Below are 15,905 nucleotides of genomic sequence, written 5' to 3' on the forward strand. Positions count from 1 at the left end.
ATTATGGGTTATGCTCAGTGATTTACAAGACCGAGATGGCCGCGGTTCACCGGATCAGAAGCTTCCTGCTTCTCCGTATTGAGGAGTGCATAGCGGATGCTGTCCACCAGTGCTTCCCAGCTTGCATCGATTATGTTGCCGGATACGCCAACTGTACTCCAGGTATTGTGGAAGTCCGTCGACTCGATCAGAACCCTAACTTTAGCTGCAGTAGCATCCTTCTCATCGATTACCCGCACCTTGTAATCGGAGAGGACGATATCCATAATGCCGGGGTAGAACTGAACGAGCGCTTTGCGAAGGGCGTTATCAAGGGCATTAACCGGCCCGTTGCCTTCTGCTGCGGTATAAACGGTCTGTCCATCGACATTGATTTTCACAATAGCCTCTGACATCATGGCGCCGGCATTGCGCTCTACAATCATCTTGAAGGATTCAAGCTTGAAGATTTCCCTGGCACCGCCAAAAGCATCCCGCAGCAGGAGTTCAAGAGAAGCGTCCGCTCCCTCGAACTGGTAGCCCTGATGCTCAAGCTCCTTAATTTTGTCAATGATGGTTCTTGTGTGCTCCTGGCTTGTGTCAATTTCGAGTCCTAATTCGGCAGCCTTCGAAATGATGTTGCTCTGTCCGGCAAGCTCGGAAACCAGGATACGCTGCTTGTTCCCTACTAGCGCGGGCTCGATATGCTCATATGTTTTGGAATCCTTCATAATGGCCGAAACGTGGATGCCGCCTTTATGGGCAAAAGCCGCTTGACCTACGTATGGCTGCCCGACAGGCATATGAGCATTGGCGATTTCGCTGACATAACGGGCGACTGCTGTAAGCTGCGCCAGTTGTTCGCCTGAGATGCAGTTGTAGTTCATCTTCAGCTGCAAAGTCGGGATGATCGAGCAGAGATTGGCATTGCCGCATCGTTCGCCGTAACCGTTAATAGTCCCTTGAATCTGGCGGGCCCCGGCTTGAACGGCAGCAAGAGTGTTAGCTACAGCGAGCTCACAGTCGTTATGTGTATGAATCCCTAGAGGGGTCTTCAGCTCGGATTTGACCTTGGCTACGATTTCCTGAATCTCGTGCGGCAGGGTACCACCGTTCGTATCGCAAAGCACGATCCAGTCCGCACCGGCTTCCTCTGCTTTCTTCAAGGCAGCAAGGGCATAATCGGGATTATGCTTGAACCCGTCAAAGAAATGCTCGGCATCATAGATCGCTTCCATCTCATGGCGCTTCAGGTAGGCAAACGAATCGAAGATCATGGCGAGATTCTCTTCCAATGTCGTCTGAAGAGCGGTATGGACATGGAAATCCCATGATTTGCCGACTAATGTTGCAGCCTTAGCGCCGGATTCTATAAGCCGCTGCAGGTTAACATCCTGCTCGGCGATGGAGTTCTTGCGCCGCGTACTGCCGAATGCTGTAATCTTGGCGTTTAAGTTGTAGTCCTGTACGCGCTTGAAAAACTCGATATCCTTGCTGTTGCTGCCCGGATTACCGCCTTCAATATAGTGAACGCCCAGCTTATCCAACTTACGGGCGATTTTGAGCTTGTCGTCTGCCGACAGGCTTATGCCCTCGCCCTGCGTTCCGTCACGCAGCGTTGTATCAAACACGAAAATTTCGCTATTCATCGCGGGACGCTCCTCCTTGACTAACCTTCTCCAGTCATAATTTCCTATTATAACATTTAACTTAGAATGCGAAAACCCGTCAATCACGGGCATAATGATATTGTTCACATCCCGGGCCATTGACCAGCACGCTTGAGGACGGTTATCCTGAAGATATCGCGATTCTTCGCTTACATGCGAATCGAAAGGAGAGGGCAGGGGAGTGGACAACAGCAGCGGAAACAGCCGGGAAGCCTATCCGGCAAACGGCAGAGTCATTCTTCATCTGGACATGAATGCCTTCTATTGTTCGGTTCATGAAGCGGAAGAACCTGAACGGTACAAAGGAATGCCGACTGCAGTTGCCGGTAGTGTAGAACTGCGGAAGGGAATTATTGTTACTTCTTCCTATACGGCCAGGGGAAAAGGGGTCAAGACCGGTATGACGGTCAGGGAAGGCCTGAAGCGCTGCCCCGGACTCATTTTGATCAAGCCGGACTTTGATCTCTACCGGAAATATTCCCGCGGCTTTCTCAGCATAGCCCGTCAATACACGCCGCTTGTGGAAAGTGTATCAATTGATGAGTGCTACCTGGATATAACCGGCTCCAAAATCTTTGGTACGCCGCTTGAGATAGCCGCAGCGATCCAGAACAGGATCCGGGAAGAATGGTCACTGCCCTGCTCAATCGGAGTTGCGCCCAACAAGCTGCTGGCGAAGATGGCATCTGATATGAAGAAGCCCAACGGAATAACGGTGCTTCGCCTGCGTGATGTACCCCAGGTACTGTGGAACCGTCCGTGTGTGGAGCTGTATGGTATAGGATCTAAGACAGCAGAGAAGCTGATGAAGCTAAACATCCGGACGATCGGTCAGCTTGCGGCAGCGGATGAGGCAATGCTAGTTAAACAGTTTGGAGTGACGGGGTCCTGGCTTAAGCAGGCTGCTTACGGCATTGACCGTTCCCCCGTCAATCCTGTCCGGGAGCGGAACAAGTCAGTCGGCCATACGACGACGCTTCCAGCGGATGTGACAGACCGTGGAGAGGTACACCGGATTCTGCTGAATCTGGCTGACCAGACGGCGAGACGGATGCGGCGTCAGAGTCTTGTAGCGTCTACAGTTCAGATCACGATCCGCACGCCTGATATGAAGACTATCACAAGGTCTTCCACGCTTGAGACACCCACCGAATCGGCTGATCAGATTCATAAGGAGGCATGCCGCCTCTTCGATACACATTGGAAGGATGGAAGACCGGTACGCCTACTTGGCGTGACGCTGCAGAATCTGCAAAGCCGCGATGCGGCTGCCGTTCAGCTGGATTTGTTCAGTTATAACGAACAGCCGAAACGAGAGGCATTAACGAAAGTGATGGACAATCTGAGGGATAAATATGGAGAGGATGCCGTACTGACCGCGAGCATGCTTGGTGATGATCCTTCCACCCGAATTAGGGATCGTCGAATTCGCGGGACATCCTTGCAATTAGATGAACATTTATTATATAGTGATGAGTGAGGGAAATACGAATAACGGTTGATGATAGATTTTTAGGAGGGAAACCTGATGGCAAAGTATACTTGGGTTGAGAAAGATACATGTATCGCATGCGGCGCATGCGGTGCGACAGCACCGGATATTTATGATTATGATGATGAGGGCCTCGCGGAAGTAATCTTCAAGGACGACGGCAATAAAGGCAACACCGAGATCCCTGAAGACCTGTACGATGATCTGCAGGACGCTTGCGACGGTTGTCCGACAGATTCCATCAAAATCGCTGACTCGCCATTTAACATGTGATGTAGTTAATCGGAATCTTATATATATTGAAGAATCAAGAGACTGGTATTTATGCCGGTCTCTTTTTTGTCATTGTTCGTCGACTTATTTATTGCCAATGCAGGAAGACCTAAACTAGAATAGATATATAGGACAAAAGACAGGGGGCTAACGCCACGAGAGGACATACTGGAAAATGGATCAGAACCGCTGCGGCGGCCTTAATTATTATAATCATATGGTCGCTGATCGCCAGTTTAGGGAGCGGCGGCACCCTGCATGGACTGGAAACAACACTGAGAGATCTGCTTCGTAAACAATCGGACTTTGAAAGACGCCCGCTAGATCAGATTAAGATTATCAAGATTGACCAGCATTCTCTTGACCAATTGGGAGGGTTCCCTTGGGACAGGTCGCTATACGCCGAGTTGATTACCAAACTGGCGGAAGCTGGTGCCAAAGCGATTGCCCTTGATGTTATTCTATCTGAGCCTGGAAGTGATCCGTATGCTGACGCGGCTATGGCGGCGGTCATGAAGCGGTATCCGAATGTTTTTCTGCCTGCGGTGTTTGAGTTTGAACAAAGCCGGGGCAGTGAGGACAGCTTGGAGACGGCGTCCGTAATTTATCCCGCAGAGACGATTTCCTCGAATATAGATCAGACCGGTCATATCAATGTCTTACTGGACAGGGATAGTGTTGTTAGGAGGCTGACTGTAGGGCTGGAAAATGAAGAAGGTCTGGTTATTCCTTCCCTCAGCGTACGGATGGCCAATGCCCTGCTGGGACCTGACGAGCAGATTCGTTGGGACCCTGTCCGAAAGAGCTGGTACAGAGGGGATGAACGGATTCCGGTTAACGAGCGCAGTCAGATCACGACCGAGTATTATACTGAGCCTCAGGAGGAGATGACAGCTGTCACCGGTTATGACGCGCAGTCATTCTCGGATGTTATAAGAGGGATCGTACCCGCTGAGTACTATGCGGGTTCCATAGTGCTTATAGGAGCTTATGCCCCTGGGATGCAGGACGGATACCTGACGCCAATGAGTGCTCATGCCAAGATGTATGGTGTGGAGATACAAGCCAATATGATCCAATCGCTAGTCAACGGAGCCTTTTTTACGGAGCTGCCGGACATGGCTGTCTACTGGTTTATTGCTGCAGCTGTGCTGATATCTGTACTGCTGTTTGACCGGTTCAGAGGCTGGGGCACGCTGGTTTTGTTTCTGACAATGGTATTGCTGTTAGCAGCCGTGTGGATGATGGCCTACATGACAGCCTCGCTGTTTATTCCGATTACGTACCCCTTCCTGGCGCTCACCTCTGTGATGATCTGGGCCGTATCCGCTCACTATTCGGCTGAAAGACGCGAGCGGACACGGGTGACGGAGGTGTTCGGCCGGTTCGTTCCGCCAAGTGTGGTCAGCGAGCTGTTGGCCTCGGGGGTAGATGTGAAGGCAGGTGGACAGCGCCGGGATGTGACGATTGTTTTCGCGGATATCCGCGGCTTTACATCCATGTCGGAGAGGCTCCAGCCGGAAGATGTCATACAAGTACTGAATGAATATCTGGATATCTGTACCCGTGCTGTATTTGCCTGTAATGGTACGCTGGACAAGTTTATCGGCGACGGAGTGATGGCGATATTCGGTGCGCCTGCTGTACTGCCCAATCATACAGAGCAGGCTGTGAGGGCCGCTCTGCAAATGAAGCGCGAAGCAGCAGCCCTTGAACGAAGATGTATAGAACGGTTCGGACTGCCTGTGACCTTCGGAATCGGAATTCACAGCGGACCGGCGGTCGTCGGCAATGTCGGCTCAGAGGCACTTCGCCTTGATTATACTGCGATCGGGGACACAGTTAATCTCGCCGCCCGGCTGGAATCAGCCGCAAAGGCTGGTCAAATTATTGTCAGCAGGGAAGCTGCCGAGCGGTTAAACGGACTTTTCCAACTGGAGAATCTAGGCGAGATAAAAGTTAAGGGGAAGGCAGGTCCGGTGCACATCTATAGGGTTGCAGAGAAGAACGGTAAAGGGGAGCGTGCAGCAAATGAGAAGTAAGTCTTGGCGCGCAGGGTTAGGCTTGCTGTGTTTGGCCTTATTGTTAAGTACAATCAGCGGAATTTATCTGCTGGAAAGTGCGGAAGCGGCATCGAGCCGTGCTGCGGTAATTAAGCAGTTGAAGGGAAAGGTAACAGCCCGGAAGGCAGGCGGAACAAAGACGTTTTCCGCTTTTAAGAACATGAGTTTAAGTGAAGGGGATACGCTGATTACAGGCAAGGGTGCCAAAGTGGTTCTACAGCTGCCGAGCAGCAAAGCGAAACAGGATACAGTGACTATTGCGGAAAATTCTGAGGTCAGCTTTACAAAGCTCAAAAGTGGCGGAAGCACCAAGACCAGGCTAAGCATCTGGGCCGGTTCACTGTGGGTGAAGGTAAAATCAGTAACAGGGGCTGATGATCAGTTTGAAATTAAGACACCGGCAGCTGTTATGGGCGTAAGGGGTACCCATTTTGCTGTCAGCCTTGATCCATGGACGAATATGGTCACGACCAGCTCGTTTAGCGGTACAGTCGCTGTAACGACCCCTGCAGTTGGAGACAATCTGATCTATCCTTCGCAAATGATCGCTATTCTTCCTTCACCTGACGAGAGAAATGTGGACTATAGAATCGGAATCATCGATCCGGCAAGCCTGGTGAAAAACGCCGATCCGGCGGTCATTGAAGCACTGCTGCGGAATGGCGCAGACATTCAGGAGGAGAATGACAGGTTGTTAAGCAGGGACCAGGAAGAGCTGAAATCCATCCTTCAAATTACGGGAACTGGGGATCTTATAACCTACCGTAACAATCTGGAAGCTATTCTGAACAATACACTGCTTGAGGCGCATCGGCAGAACATACTGTCTGATGATGGTATCAAGCTCATTGCAGCTGAGGCCAACCAGCTTGCAGACAGGCCGGTGTATGATTTGAATAAAGAGCTGCCGATTGTAATCTCGGCTGAGCAGAAGCGGGCTCTTGAGGCATTGCAACAGCTGCAGCAGGAAGCTCTTGAGCGACGGCTGGAGAAGCAGGAGAGAGCGGCGGCTGGGCAGCTTCCATTTAACGGCGATTATCTTCTTCTGGAAGAGAGAGCCCAGGCGCTCCGACTGGCGAATGAGCAGGCATTAATAGAAGCAGAGCTGCGATCGTTCCAAGACTATGCTGGGTTGTTGAGTGAGCAGGAGCGGCAGCGGCTTGAGCAGCGCAGAGACGCGCTTGGACTAGAGCAGCCTCCTATGGTTAAACAACCGGTGAGACAGCCGACAATAACCGCACCAGCTGCTGGTCCTGTTGTTCAGCCAGCTGCTTCTCTCGCTTTTAAGAATCCTATTCTGCAGAAGGGGCTCCATAATCCAAAGTTAATGACACCCATTGATCTGAATGTGCTGCTCGGCGGGTTTACCGGCAGCGATGCCGTATACGGCTACGAGGTGCGGATATCGTATCCGTCATCATACGTTAGCTTTAACACAGCGTCCTTCGCGGATCGTTCAAAGACCTTCCGTACCAGCGGGCCATTCAAGGTGGAGCCGGAAGCGGGCTGGCCGCTTGCCTATACGCCTGAGGCTGTTGACCAGGTATTTACGGCAAGACAGCCGGGAGACACTGAGGAGCTGGTCTATTCTGCAGTAAAATATACCGGGGATCCGGTTGAGTTTGCGGATGCTGCTGCGGTGGTCACGATTCCCTTCTATTTAAATAATCTGTCCGGCATACCTGAGGAGCTCTCCTTTCAACTTGCGGTTACTGCGGTTAACCGCAGCGGCCAGGTGATTGAGACTGCAGCTGCAGAGCCTTTGGTGCTCAAGATTGCAGCGGATGCCAGGTAATTGTGATAAAGAGCGACGGGAGAGAAACAATGAATAAATGGATTAAACAAACAGCAGCCGCTTTAACGGCCTCCGGACTTTTGATCATTACAGCCGGGTTTGGCTTGTCAGCCGCTACTGCCAAGGCGCCCGATGATATTGCTGCAAATTTGCCGTTATATGAGCTGGGCACTCTGGCAGGCGGGAGCGGCCCGGGGCTTGCAGATGGCGGAAATGCGGCGGCCCTATTCCGTTATCCGGCATCTTTGGCAGTTAGGGATGATGGAGAACTGATTGTATCGGATTCGGGAAACCAGCGCATTCGCACGATTAAGGATGGAGCAGTTACCACAGCCGCTGGAGCTGACCTCGGTATGGATGCGTACGGCAGCCGGATTGGCAGCATGCTGGATGGTTCCGGCGAGCGTGCTGCGTTTAATGGCCTCGCAGGCCTGGCGGCAGATGCCAGAGGGAGAATTATTGCTGCTGACAGCAAGAACCATGCAATCCGGATGCTGGAGCCGGACGGTTCAGTTGTGACGGTCGCGGGCACTGGCGTACTTGGCTTTCGGGATGGAGCGGCTTCACAGGCACGGTTTTTTAACCCGCTTGATATTGCGGTGACTAAAGATGGTGTAATCTATGTGGCGGATACGCTGAACCATGTCATCCGCAAGATCGAGGACGGGAGGGTCACTACTCTTACATCGGTATCAAAGCGGGTTGTTGAGTATTTTCCTGGCGCTGTAAGCTCAGCCGGAGATTACGCGGACGGCCCAATCGGACAGGCGAAGTTTAATGAGCCCAGCGGGCTGGCACTGGATGCGAAGGGAAATCTATATGTCAGTGATACCGGAAATCACCGGATCCGCTATATTGATTTTGGCAGCGGCACCGTGACAACAGTGGCCGGGAATCCCGAGCTAATTTACAGTGCTGATGGCATGTATGCCGAAGGGGGATTTATGGACGGACCTGCCGGGACCGCGTCTTTTCATGCGCCGCTGGGGCTCACGGTCACGCCGGACGGCGGGCTGCTCGTGGCTGATTCGTTGAACCATGCCATCCGGTATATGAAGAATGGTATCGTGAAAACCTTGGCCGGTACACCGGGAGAGGCAGGTGCTATCGATGGGCCGGCTGCTTACGGTCTGCTTCATAATCCTGCGGATGTCATATCGCTTGACGATGGGAAGTTCGCCATTGCCGACACGGGGAACAGCCAGATCCGGCTAATCGAGCCTTACATCTATCCAGCCGGGCTGAAGGCCGATGGCAAGATTCGAATAGTATTCGGTCAGGATATTCTTTCATCAGATGCAGAACCGCAGATCATTAGAGGGGTCACCTTCGTGCCTGTCCGTGTCATTGGCGAGAGGCTGGGCTATACGGTTCGTTACGATAAGAAGAACCAGCAGGTCAGCCTTGAGAAGAGCGGCCTAACTTACACAATGATGAACGGCTCTAATTCGGTTATGCTGGTCAATGGAGAAGATTCCCGCACGATGCAGCTGCCGGAAGCGCCTTTCATTCATAAGGGGAGAACCTATCTGCCAATCCGTTTCCTTGCCGAGAAGATCGGTCTGGATGTGCAGTGGCTGGCCGATGTTAAGGCTGTTCTGCTGCGATCCAGACGATAACCCGTACGAATAATATCAAAAGCTGCTAAGAGCCGTCCGGCTTAAACGGACGGCTTTATTTTCCGATATTTATACTGTACATGCTTAGGTTAGAGGCCGGTTAGACTTGCAGGCCTCCTGCACGGTAAGATAGATTGTGAGAATAGGCAGCGGAGGTCGGGCTGATGGGAGAACGAGAGGAAACTATTTATCTCAAGCACTATGTGAAGCAGCACCCGGATAACAAGATGGCCTGGTATTTGCTCGGCAAGGAATATACGATTCAGGGCAAAGAGGCCAAAGCGAACTACTGTTATCTGCAATCCGGAACCGTATATGAAGCCTTCGAACGAAAGAAGCATCCGCTTCTTGCGGAAACACCGCAGGAAGCCATCGCCACCTATAATCGCCAGCGCCGCAAGCGGCGTTACCTGTCCAGGGCTGTCTTGCTCTCCATTATACTGCTGGCCGGTTCGGTATTTGCCCCGGGTACGCCTTGGAAGCTTGAGCGAAGTCTGCCGGGAGCTAACAAGTCTGCTGTTCAGGCGGTACCAGCAGCCGTAGAAGCGGATGTATTGAACCGCACAGCGGTTGTATTCGCTTCAGAGGCTACGGCGGAAGCTGCAGGAGAAGCGGCGGCCCCGCTGTTGTACGGGGGAATGAAGCCTGCCTACGGGCTAACCGTCCATCAAGAGGAGCAGGATGAATGGACATTGTGGACCGGAGCTGCGGATGTGCTCATGTCTGTGACAAGCAGCCTGGATGGTTCGCGGTCTGATGTGCGCTGGCACAGCAATGAAGCCTGCCGGTGTGAGGCGGAGCCTGCTGCTGATGCGCCAGGCTTCTTAGAGGAATGGAAGGCAGACCGTGAACGGCAGTGGGTGCTGGCCGGCGCAATTGAGCATTACCGCCAGCGCGAAGGAACTTGGCCAAAGACGCTGGGCGAACTGGCAAGACCCTATCCGGACAACGCACTATCAGGTGTATCAGCAAGAATGTCAGAGCTGTTCCCGCAAGTTATGAAACAGTTGAAGAGTTATCGGGATGAAGGTAACGGCGGTTTTAACGGCAGCAGCAGCCCGCCGGCTGAGGTGTCTGGTGCAGGTGCCGCTGCAGAGCCGCTCAATGCAGGAATAGACGACAATCTGCCGGACGAGCCATTAGAAATTGTCATTGACCGTGCGAACTACAGGCTGGCACTTAAGAGCGGGAAGACGATCATCCGCAGCTACGCAGTAGGGCTGGGCGGTGAGAAGACGCCGAATGGGACTTTTCATATCTCAGAGAAGGTAAGGAATCCGAACGGGCGGGATAACGGTGAGTTTGGGAGCAGAGGAATGACGCTGTCTGATACGTTGTATGCCATACATGGGACAGATGAGCCGGACAGTATAGGCAAGGATGAGTCGCTAGGATGTGTCCGCATGCTGAGGGAGGATCTCGAGGAGCTCTATGATATGGTCACGCTGGGGACGAAGGTAACCATCACGAGCGGGGTGCTTCCCGATCATAAATCGCAGCCCGCTCAGCGATTCAAGCTTGAGCCTAAGGCGGATGAGACGAACCCCTCCAAGGTGTACCGCTGGCTGTAAGTAGCTAGACCTGGCGGGGGAAGCTGGCTCGTCCCGTTATCCGGCCGCTGGGGCTGTCAGATAAGAGCAGCCGTTAGCCGTTTATGACTAACAGGACAGCCATGCCGATGATGACAAAGGCTGCAGCCGCGCCGATCCAGATCAGCGCTTTTCGGTTAACGGTTTCTTGCGGCTTGGCTTTTATCACGGGCGGTTTGCGTCTTGCACTCATGAGATTCAACCTCTCTTTGGTGTGTGATATGCTTATTGTAATCGTTTTCCCCGGTACCCGCAACAAAAGCGGCAGGCAGAAGGTTAACGGGACATCTTTCCTTTTGGAGTGGAAAAAGCTAAACTGTTTCCTAGAGCCTAATTAAGGAACGGAGATGAATGGATGCTGTACCGCAAGTTTGCCAAACCTTTTTTCTTCAAGATGGACCCCGAGAAGGCCCATCATCTTGTTATAGATGGTCTGCATACCGCTGCCCGGATTCCGGGCATGAAAGCTGTTATGAACGGCATGTACGGTGTGCAGGCACCTAATGAGCTGAGGGTGAAGCTCCTTGGCCTTGATTTTGATCATCCGGTAGGGCTTGCGGCCGGTTTAGATAAGAATGCGAAAGCGGTGGAGGGATTTTCACGAATCGGCCTGTCTTTCATGGAGGTTGGAACAGTAACCCCGAAGGGCCAGCCTGGCAATGAGCTGCCCCGGCTTTTCCGGCTGCCGCCGGATGAAGCGCTTGTGAACCGCATGGGCTTCAACAATGATGGAGCCGAAGCGATGGCAGAGCGTCTTGGGAAGCTGCCGGACCGCCGTATTCCAATCGCCGTTAATATCGGCAAGAATAAGGCGACGCCCAATGAACAGGCTTACGAGGATTATCGCGCCTGCCTCCGCAGGCTGTACCGCTACGGTGATTTCTTTGTGGTTAATATCAGCTCTCCCAATACGCCGGGGCTCCGCAGTCTTCAGCATGGCGATGAGCTGCGTATGCTGCTGGCCGAGGTGAAGGATGAAATGGCTAAACAGGCGTCGGCGGTGCGTGAGCCGGTAAAGCCTGTACTCGTCAAGATTGCGCCTGATATGAACGAGGAAGAGCTTGAAATGACCGTGGATACGATCCGCCAGAGCGGCGTAGATGGGATTATAGCCACGAATACTACGCTTTCCCGTGAAGGGCTGCTTCATGAGCATAAGAGGGAAGCCGGGGGCTTGAGCGGCAGGCCGCTGTCCGTAAGATCAACGGAAGTGGTACGCTCGATTTACCGTCTAACCGAAGGGAGCCTGCCGATCATCGGATCAGGCGGCATCTTCTCGGCTGAGGACGCATACGATAAAATCCGCGCAGGCGCGTCACTCGTCGAAATCTATACGGCACTTATTTATAAGGGACCTGGCGTGCTTCGTGAACTGACGGGCGGCTTGCTCAAGCTGCTGCAGCGGGACGGTTTCCGCCATATACAGGATGCGATTGGGGCCGATCATCATTAATTAACAGTCAGGAGGCGGCATTATGGACGGACGGGACTGGAACCTGTTCTTGATCCCCTATGAGCAGGCGGTTGAGGAATTAAAGGTGAAATTCAAGACGCTCCGCGGTGAATTGAAAACGAGGGAGGCATATGCCCCAATTGAATTTGTCACCGGCCGTGTGAAGAGAATTTCCAGCATTTTAGACAAGGCAAAGCGGCTTAATGTCCCGATGGACAAGATTGAAACCGGCATAGAGGATATCGCTGGTATCCGTATCATGTGCCAGTTTGTGGAGGATATTCATCGTGTAGCCGACTCCATCCGCAGCAGGAAGGACCTTAAGCTGGTCTATGAGAAAGATTATATAACGAACTTCAAGGACAGCGGCTATCGCAGCTATCATATGATCGTGGAATATCCCGTGCAGACGGCGCTTGGCTTAAAGAAGGTGCTGGCTGAGGTGCAGATTCGGACTCTAGCCATGAATTTCTGGGCGACAATCGAGCATTCTCTTAACTATAAATATAAAGAAAGCTTGCCCGACGACGTGCGAATCCGGCTGCGCAAGGCAGCAGAGGCCGCATTCCAGCTGGATACGGAGATGTCGAGCATCCGGCAGGAAATACTGGAGGCACAGCGGGATTTTGAGGAAAAATCCAATGTCGTGTCCAAGGTGCTTGCAGACATCCAGGATCTCTATTTTTACAACCGTGTTCGAGAAGCGGCACAGTTTCAGCTGCGGTTTAATGAGCTGTGGGAGAATGAGGATATCTTCGAGCTCAAGCAGCTGTCGCAGGATATCCAGCGAGCCCTCCTGAGAGCGAAGAAGAGCAGCAGAGCCTGATTATTAATACATACGATATGTGGTGGAGGAAGACAGGTGCTTGTTCAGTTCAGGCAGGTGCAGGCGGCTGTCGCCCTCCATCATTAGGGTAACGGGAATAAGAGCGGGGCGGTCAAGCTGCTGAAGCGGCAGTAGGGGCTGTCCATAGAAGATCTGGTATACAGATCCTATGGACAGCCCCTCGCTTCATTACGCTTCTTCCGGTGTAAAGTCCGGATTATACATGGATTCAATTGCGGCTTCAATCTCTTCAAAGGATTTGCCTTGATCAGCCAGCTCCATTACGGTGACCAGCTCCTGCTTGCAGATACCGCAGTGGGCGCTGTGATCGGTCCAGGTTACGCCATCGGCATCCTTGCTGGCGACGTAGCAGCGGAACAGCGAGTCATGCGGGTCATCCCCGCCCATGCAGCCGCAGTAGCAGTTCAGTCTGGTAGCAATATCCTCGTAGCGAGCTACGGCTTGATACAGGTCGTTGGTCAGCTTGGTATGGTTCTTGAGAAAATCGGGCATAACCTCAAACGATGCTGTCTTGTAATACATTTCGCTCTCTAGGCTGCCTGTATCATGGTTCTCATGAGTGCCTTCGCCTGAACCGGCTCCTCCGCCTGAGCAGCCCGCGATGATGATTAGCGTCATGACCGCCATAATAAACCCGCCGAGCAGCAGGTCATATCTGCGCCGGGCGCTGCCCGTGCCGCTGCCAGCAATTGATTGTTTCATTATTCAGCCCCCTGTTCGAATCCCTTCGGATCTTGTAAGAATGCCCGGAACTGTTCTACCGTGCTGCCGGTATTTGCAGGTGCATTCTCTTCACGGAGTCCGCCGACCAGGCGCGCAACCTCCTTGCCGTCCTCGAAGTAAGCAAGCGTAGGTGTAAAATCGATCTGATACTTGTTAAAGTAAGGTTCAAATTCGCGCAGGTTAAACTGCGGGAGATCAATGCCCAACTCCTCGGCAAGTGGCATCAGCTTAGGGGTCGTTCTTTGGCAGTGCTGACAATCTGAAGCGAAGAAGTAGACGAATGTTGCTTCGCCGCTTTGCACTTTCTTGTCCAGCTCGTCCGGCATAATGATGTTCTGGTAATTCGGATCATCGAGAATGGCTCTAGTTGCCGGGTTCAGCTGAGACGACGGCTTGTCATACAGCTCATTCTTATTCTGCTGGTTAAGAAAGAAGAGCGCACCAAATAATACTACAATCAGGCCTACATAAATCCAAAGCTTCTTCATACTTGACGATCAACCCCCATTAGTGAATAATTTTGTACAAGTTTAGTAGCTTCTATTATACAACATGAGCCGGGTGTTTTGTAAAATGGCATGCCGCGGCCAGTGTGAATCGTATCACTTGGGACGCTGGTATGCCAATGGATTACGGACTGGTAAATTAATTCAACAGCTGCAGCCCGTCCCCAAAAATGCATAACAGAAAGTGAGCTGTAATAACCGATGGGCATCAAGCTGCCGGAACCATTCCTCGAGAAGATGAAGCGTCTCTTGGGAACGGAATATGAGCAATGGCTGAATACATACAACCGCAAGCGTCTGTACGGGCTGCGCGTGAATACTCTGAAGATTGAAACGGGCGACTTCCTGGCTGTCTCGCCGTTTGCAGGACTGGCACCGATTACTTGGTGCAGAGAAGGCTTTTATTATGAAGAGGAAGACCGTCCAGGCAAGCATCCCTATTACCATGCGGGTCTTTACTATATCCAAGAGCCGAGCGCGATGGTGCCTGGCGAACTGCTTGGGGTAGAGCCAGGGGACCGCGTGCTCGATCTGTGTGCCGCTCCAGGCGGGAAGAGCACACAGCTGGCAGCGAAGCTGAAGGGACAGGGTCTGCTGGTCGCCAATGACAATGCCAGGGAACGGACCAAGGCACTGGCTAAGAACATTGAGCTGGCCGGTGTCCGTAATGCTGTTGTGCTTAATGAGGATCCAGAGCGTCTTATTCCCTATTTTCGTGGTTTCTTTACGAAGATACTGGTGGATGCGCCCTGCTCGGGTGAAGGGATGTTCCGCAAGGATGAGTCCATGATTGCGGCTTGGGAGAAGCACTCGGTGGAGCGCTGCACCATTATGCAGCGCGATATCCTGCGGCATGCGGCAGAGCTGCTGGCTCCGGGCGGCCTGCTTCTCTACTCCACCTGTACCTTTTCTCCCGAGGAGAATGAAGCCCAGATCGCCCGGCTCCTCGACAGCCGGAAGGATATGGAGATTGTGCCTGTGGAGCCGCAGTTTGGCTGGTCACCTGGCCGTCCCGACTGGGCGGAGGAATTCCCGGGCGTTAACGCGGCGCAAATGGATGCCGATCAGGAGGTACAGCAGCTTCGTGCTGAGCAGGCATTGGCGGGAACCGTTAGACTGTGGCCGCATAAGCTGGCAGGCGAAGGCCATTACGCCGCTCTCCTGCGAAAGCGACGGACGGAAGCGACGGACGAGCCCCAAGCGGAAACGAATCAGCGTATTGATCAGGGAGACAGTACGGTTAGTGCAGCTGTCAAGCCGCATGTGAAGGACAAGTCTGCGCAGCTGGCGTCTGGCACCCTTCGGCGTGTTGACAAGGGGAGTGGCGAGCATAATAGCCGCCGCGACAAGAAACGTCCGGACAATCAGGGGCAAGAGTCAGGAAGGAAGGATAACAGGGGCAAGCACGGACCTGCGGCTGCATCTGATACAGATGTGATGAGCATGTGGAAGGAGTTTGCTGCCGTGAATGTGCCGGATGCCGAGCAGTGGCCGGGCATCTTGCGCGTATATGGGCGCAGATTATATTTGCAGCCTGCCGGGCTGCCGGAGTTATCAGGACTTCGAATCGTAAGAGAAGGGTGGTATCTCGGCGAGGCGGGAACCCGCCGCTTTGAGCCGTCGCAGGCATTGGCAATGGGCTTGCGGAGTGAGGAGGCAGCACGCTATTTGGGCTTAACGGACAGCACAGGTGAAGCGCTGCGCTACCTCAAGGGAGAGACGCTGCATATTGATAGGGAACGCATCGTTGTCGGAGCCGATAAGGAAGTGTCTGCTCCGGCCAGTTCATACGTGCTTGTAGGGATTAACGGTTTTCCGCTCGGCTGGGGTAAATGGGGGGACGGCATGCTGAAGAACGGGCTGTCTCCGGGATGGAGGTGGATGGGTTGAGCAAAA

General features: G+C 52.9%; 13 protein-coding genes. 9 read left to right on the plus strand and 4 right to left on the minus strand.

What is annotated here, in order from left to right; genetic code table 11:
• Positions 1 to 14 precede the first annotated feature (14 nt).
• Positions 15 to 1,628: a citramalate synthase gene (gene cimA, locus L1N82_RS06425; protein WP_235286541.1), complete on the minus strand. Its 1,614-nt coding sequence runs from the start codon at positions 1,626 to 1,628 to the stop codon at positions 15 to 17.
• 202 nt (positions 1,629 to 1,830) lie between these two features.
• On the opposite strand from cimA, the gene L1N82_RS06430 reads away from it, so the two are divergent.
• The 6 genes from L1N82_RS06430 (at position 1,831) to L1N82_RS06455 (ending at position 10,462) form a co-directional block, all read left to right on the plus strand.
• Positions 1,831 to 3,129: a DNA polymerase IV gene (locus L1N82_RS06430; protein WP_328284440.1), complete on the plus strand. Its 1,299-nt coding sequence runs from the start codon at positions 1,831 to 1,833 to the stop codon at positions 3,127 to 3,129.
• Positions 3,130 to 3,177: 48 nt separating this feature from the next.
• On the plus strand, positions 3,178 to 3,414 hold the full coding sequence (locus L1N82_RS06435) for a ferredoxin (RefSeq protein ID WP_111146712.1): 237 nt from the start codon (positions 3,178 to 3,180) through the stop codon (positions 3,412 to 3,414).
• A gap of 227 nt (positions 3,415 to 3,641) precedes the next feature.
• Complete coding sequence (locus L1N82_RS06440; protein WP_328284447.1) at positions 3,642 to 5,456, plus strand: CHASE2 domain-containing protein; 1,815 nt, start codon at positions 3,642 to 3,644, stop codon at positions 5,454 to 5,456.
• Positions 5,446 to 7,272 (plus strand): FecR family protein, encoded by a 1,827-nt coding sequence (locus tag L1N82_RS06445; protein ID WP_235286542.1) that lies wholly within the window; start codon positions 5,446 to 5,448, stop codon positions 7,270 to 7,272. The genes L1N82_RS06440 and L1N82_RS06445 overlap by 11 nt, the downstream gene beginning before the upstream one ends.
• Before the next feature lie 29 nt (positions 7,273 to 7,301).
• Positions 7,302 to 8,891 carry a stalk domain-containing protein gene (locus L1N82_RS06450; RefSeq protein ID WP_235286543.1) on the plus strand — a complete coding sequence of 530 codons (1,590 nt, stop codon included), beginning with the start codon at positions 7,302 to 7,304 and terminating at the stop codon, positions 8,889 to 8,891.
• Positions 8,892 to 9,055: 164 nt separating this feature from the next.
• Positions 9,056 to 10,462: a L,D-transpeptidase gene (locus tag L1N82_RS06455; protein WP_235286544.1), complete on the plus strand. Its 1,407-nt coding sequence runs from the start codon at positions 9,056 to 9,058 to the stop codon at positions 10,460 to 10,462.
• Between the two features lie 73 nt (positions 10,463 to 10,535).
• Here the strand turns inward: L1N82_RS06455 and L1N82_RS06460 are convergent, their stop codons facing one another.
• Positions 10,536 to 10,673, minus strand: a complete 138-nt coding sequence (locus L1N82_RS06460) for a hypothetical protein (protein WP_235286545.1) — start codon at positions 10,671 to 10,673, stop codon at positions 10,536 to 10,538.
• 162 nt (positions 10,674 to 10,835) lie between these two features.
• On the opposite strand from L1N82_RS06460, the gene L1N82_RS06465 reads away from it, so the two are divergent.
• Both L1N82_RS06465 and L1N82_RS06470 read left to right on the plus strand, forming a co-directional pair.
• Entirely contained in the window at positions 10,836 to 11,933 is a 1,098-nt protein-coding gene (locus L1N82_RS06465) for a quinone-dependent dihydroorotate dehydrogenase (protein WP_235286546.1), read from the plus strand.
• Between the two features lie 22 nt (positions 11,934 to 11,955).
• On the plus strand, positions 11,956 to 12,759 hold the full coding sequence (locus L1N82_RS06470) for a GTP pyrophosphokinase (protein ID WP_235286547.1): 804 nt from the start codon (positions 11,956 to 11,958) through the stop codon (positions 12,757 to 12,759).
• A gap of 189 nt (positions 12,760 to 12,948) precedes the next feature.
• Here L1N82_RS06470 and L1N82_RS06475 read toward each other — a convergent pair whose 3' ends face one another.
• Both L1N82_RS06475 and L1N82_RS06480 read right to left on the minus strand, forming a co-directional pair.
• Positions 12,949 to 13,482 (minus strand): PCYCGC domain-containing protein, encoded by a 534-nt coding sequence (locus L1N82_RS06475; protein WP_235286549.1) that lies wholly within the window; start codon positions 13,480 to 13,482, stop codon positions 12,949 to 12,951.
• Positions 13,482 to 13,991: a thioredoxin family protein gene (locus tag L1N82_RS06480; RefSeq protein ID WP_235286550.1), complete on the minus strand. Its 510-nt coding sequence runs from the start codon at positions 13,989 to 13,991 to the stop codon at positions 13,482 to 13,484. Before L1N82_RS06480 ends, L1N82_RS06475 begins: the two co-directional genes overlap by 1 nt.
• Before the next feature lie 219 nt (positions 13,992 to 14,210).
• Between L1N82_RS06480 and L1N82_RS06485 the strand changes: the two genes are divergently transcribed.
• Entirely contained in the window at positions 14,211 to 15,899 is a 1,689-nt protein-coding gene (locus L1N82_RS06485) for an RsmB/NOP family class I SAM-dependent RNA methyltransferase (RefSeq protein ID WP_235286551.1), read from the plus strand.
• Positions 15,900 to 15,905 lie beyond the last annotated feature (6 nt).

This window comes from Paenibacillus tarimensis (genome assembly GCF_021532315.1).
In the GTDB taxonomy this organism is placed as follows: Bacteria; Bacillota; Bacilli; order Paenibacillales; family Paenibacillaceae; genus Paenibacillus_I; species Paenibacillus_I tarimensis.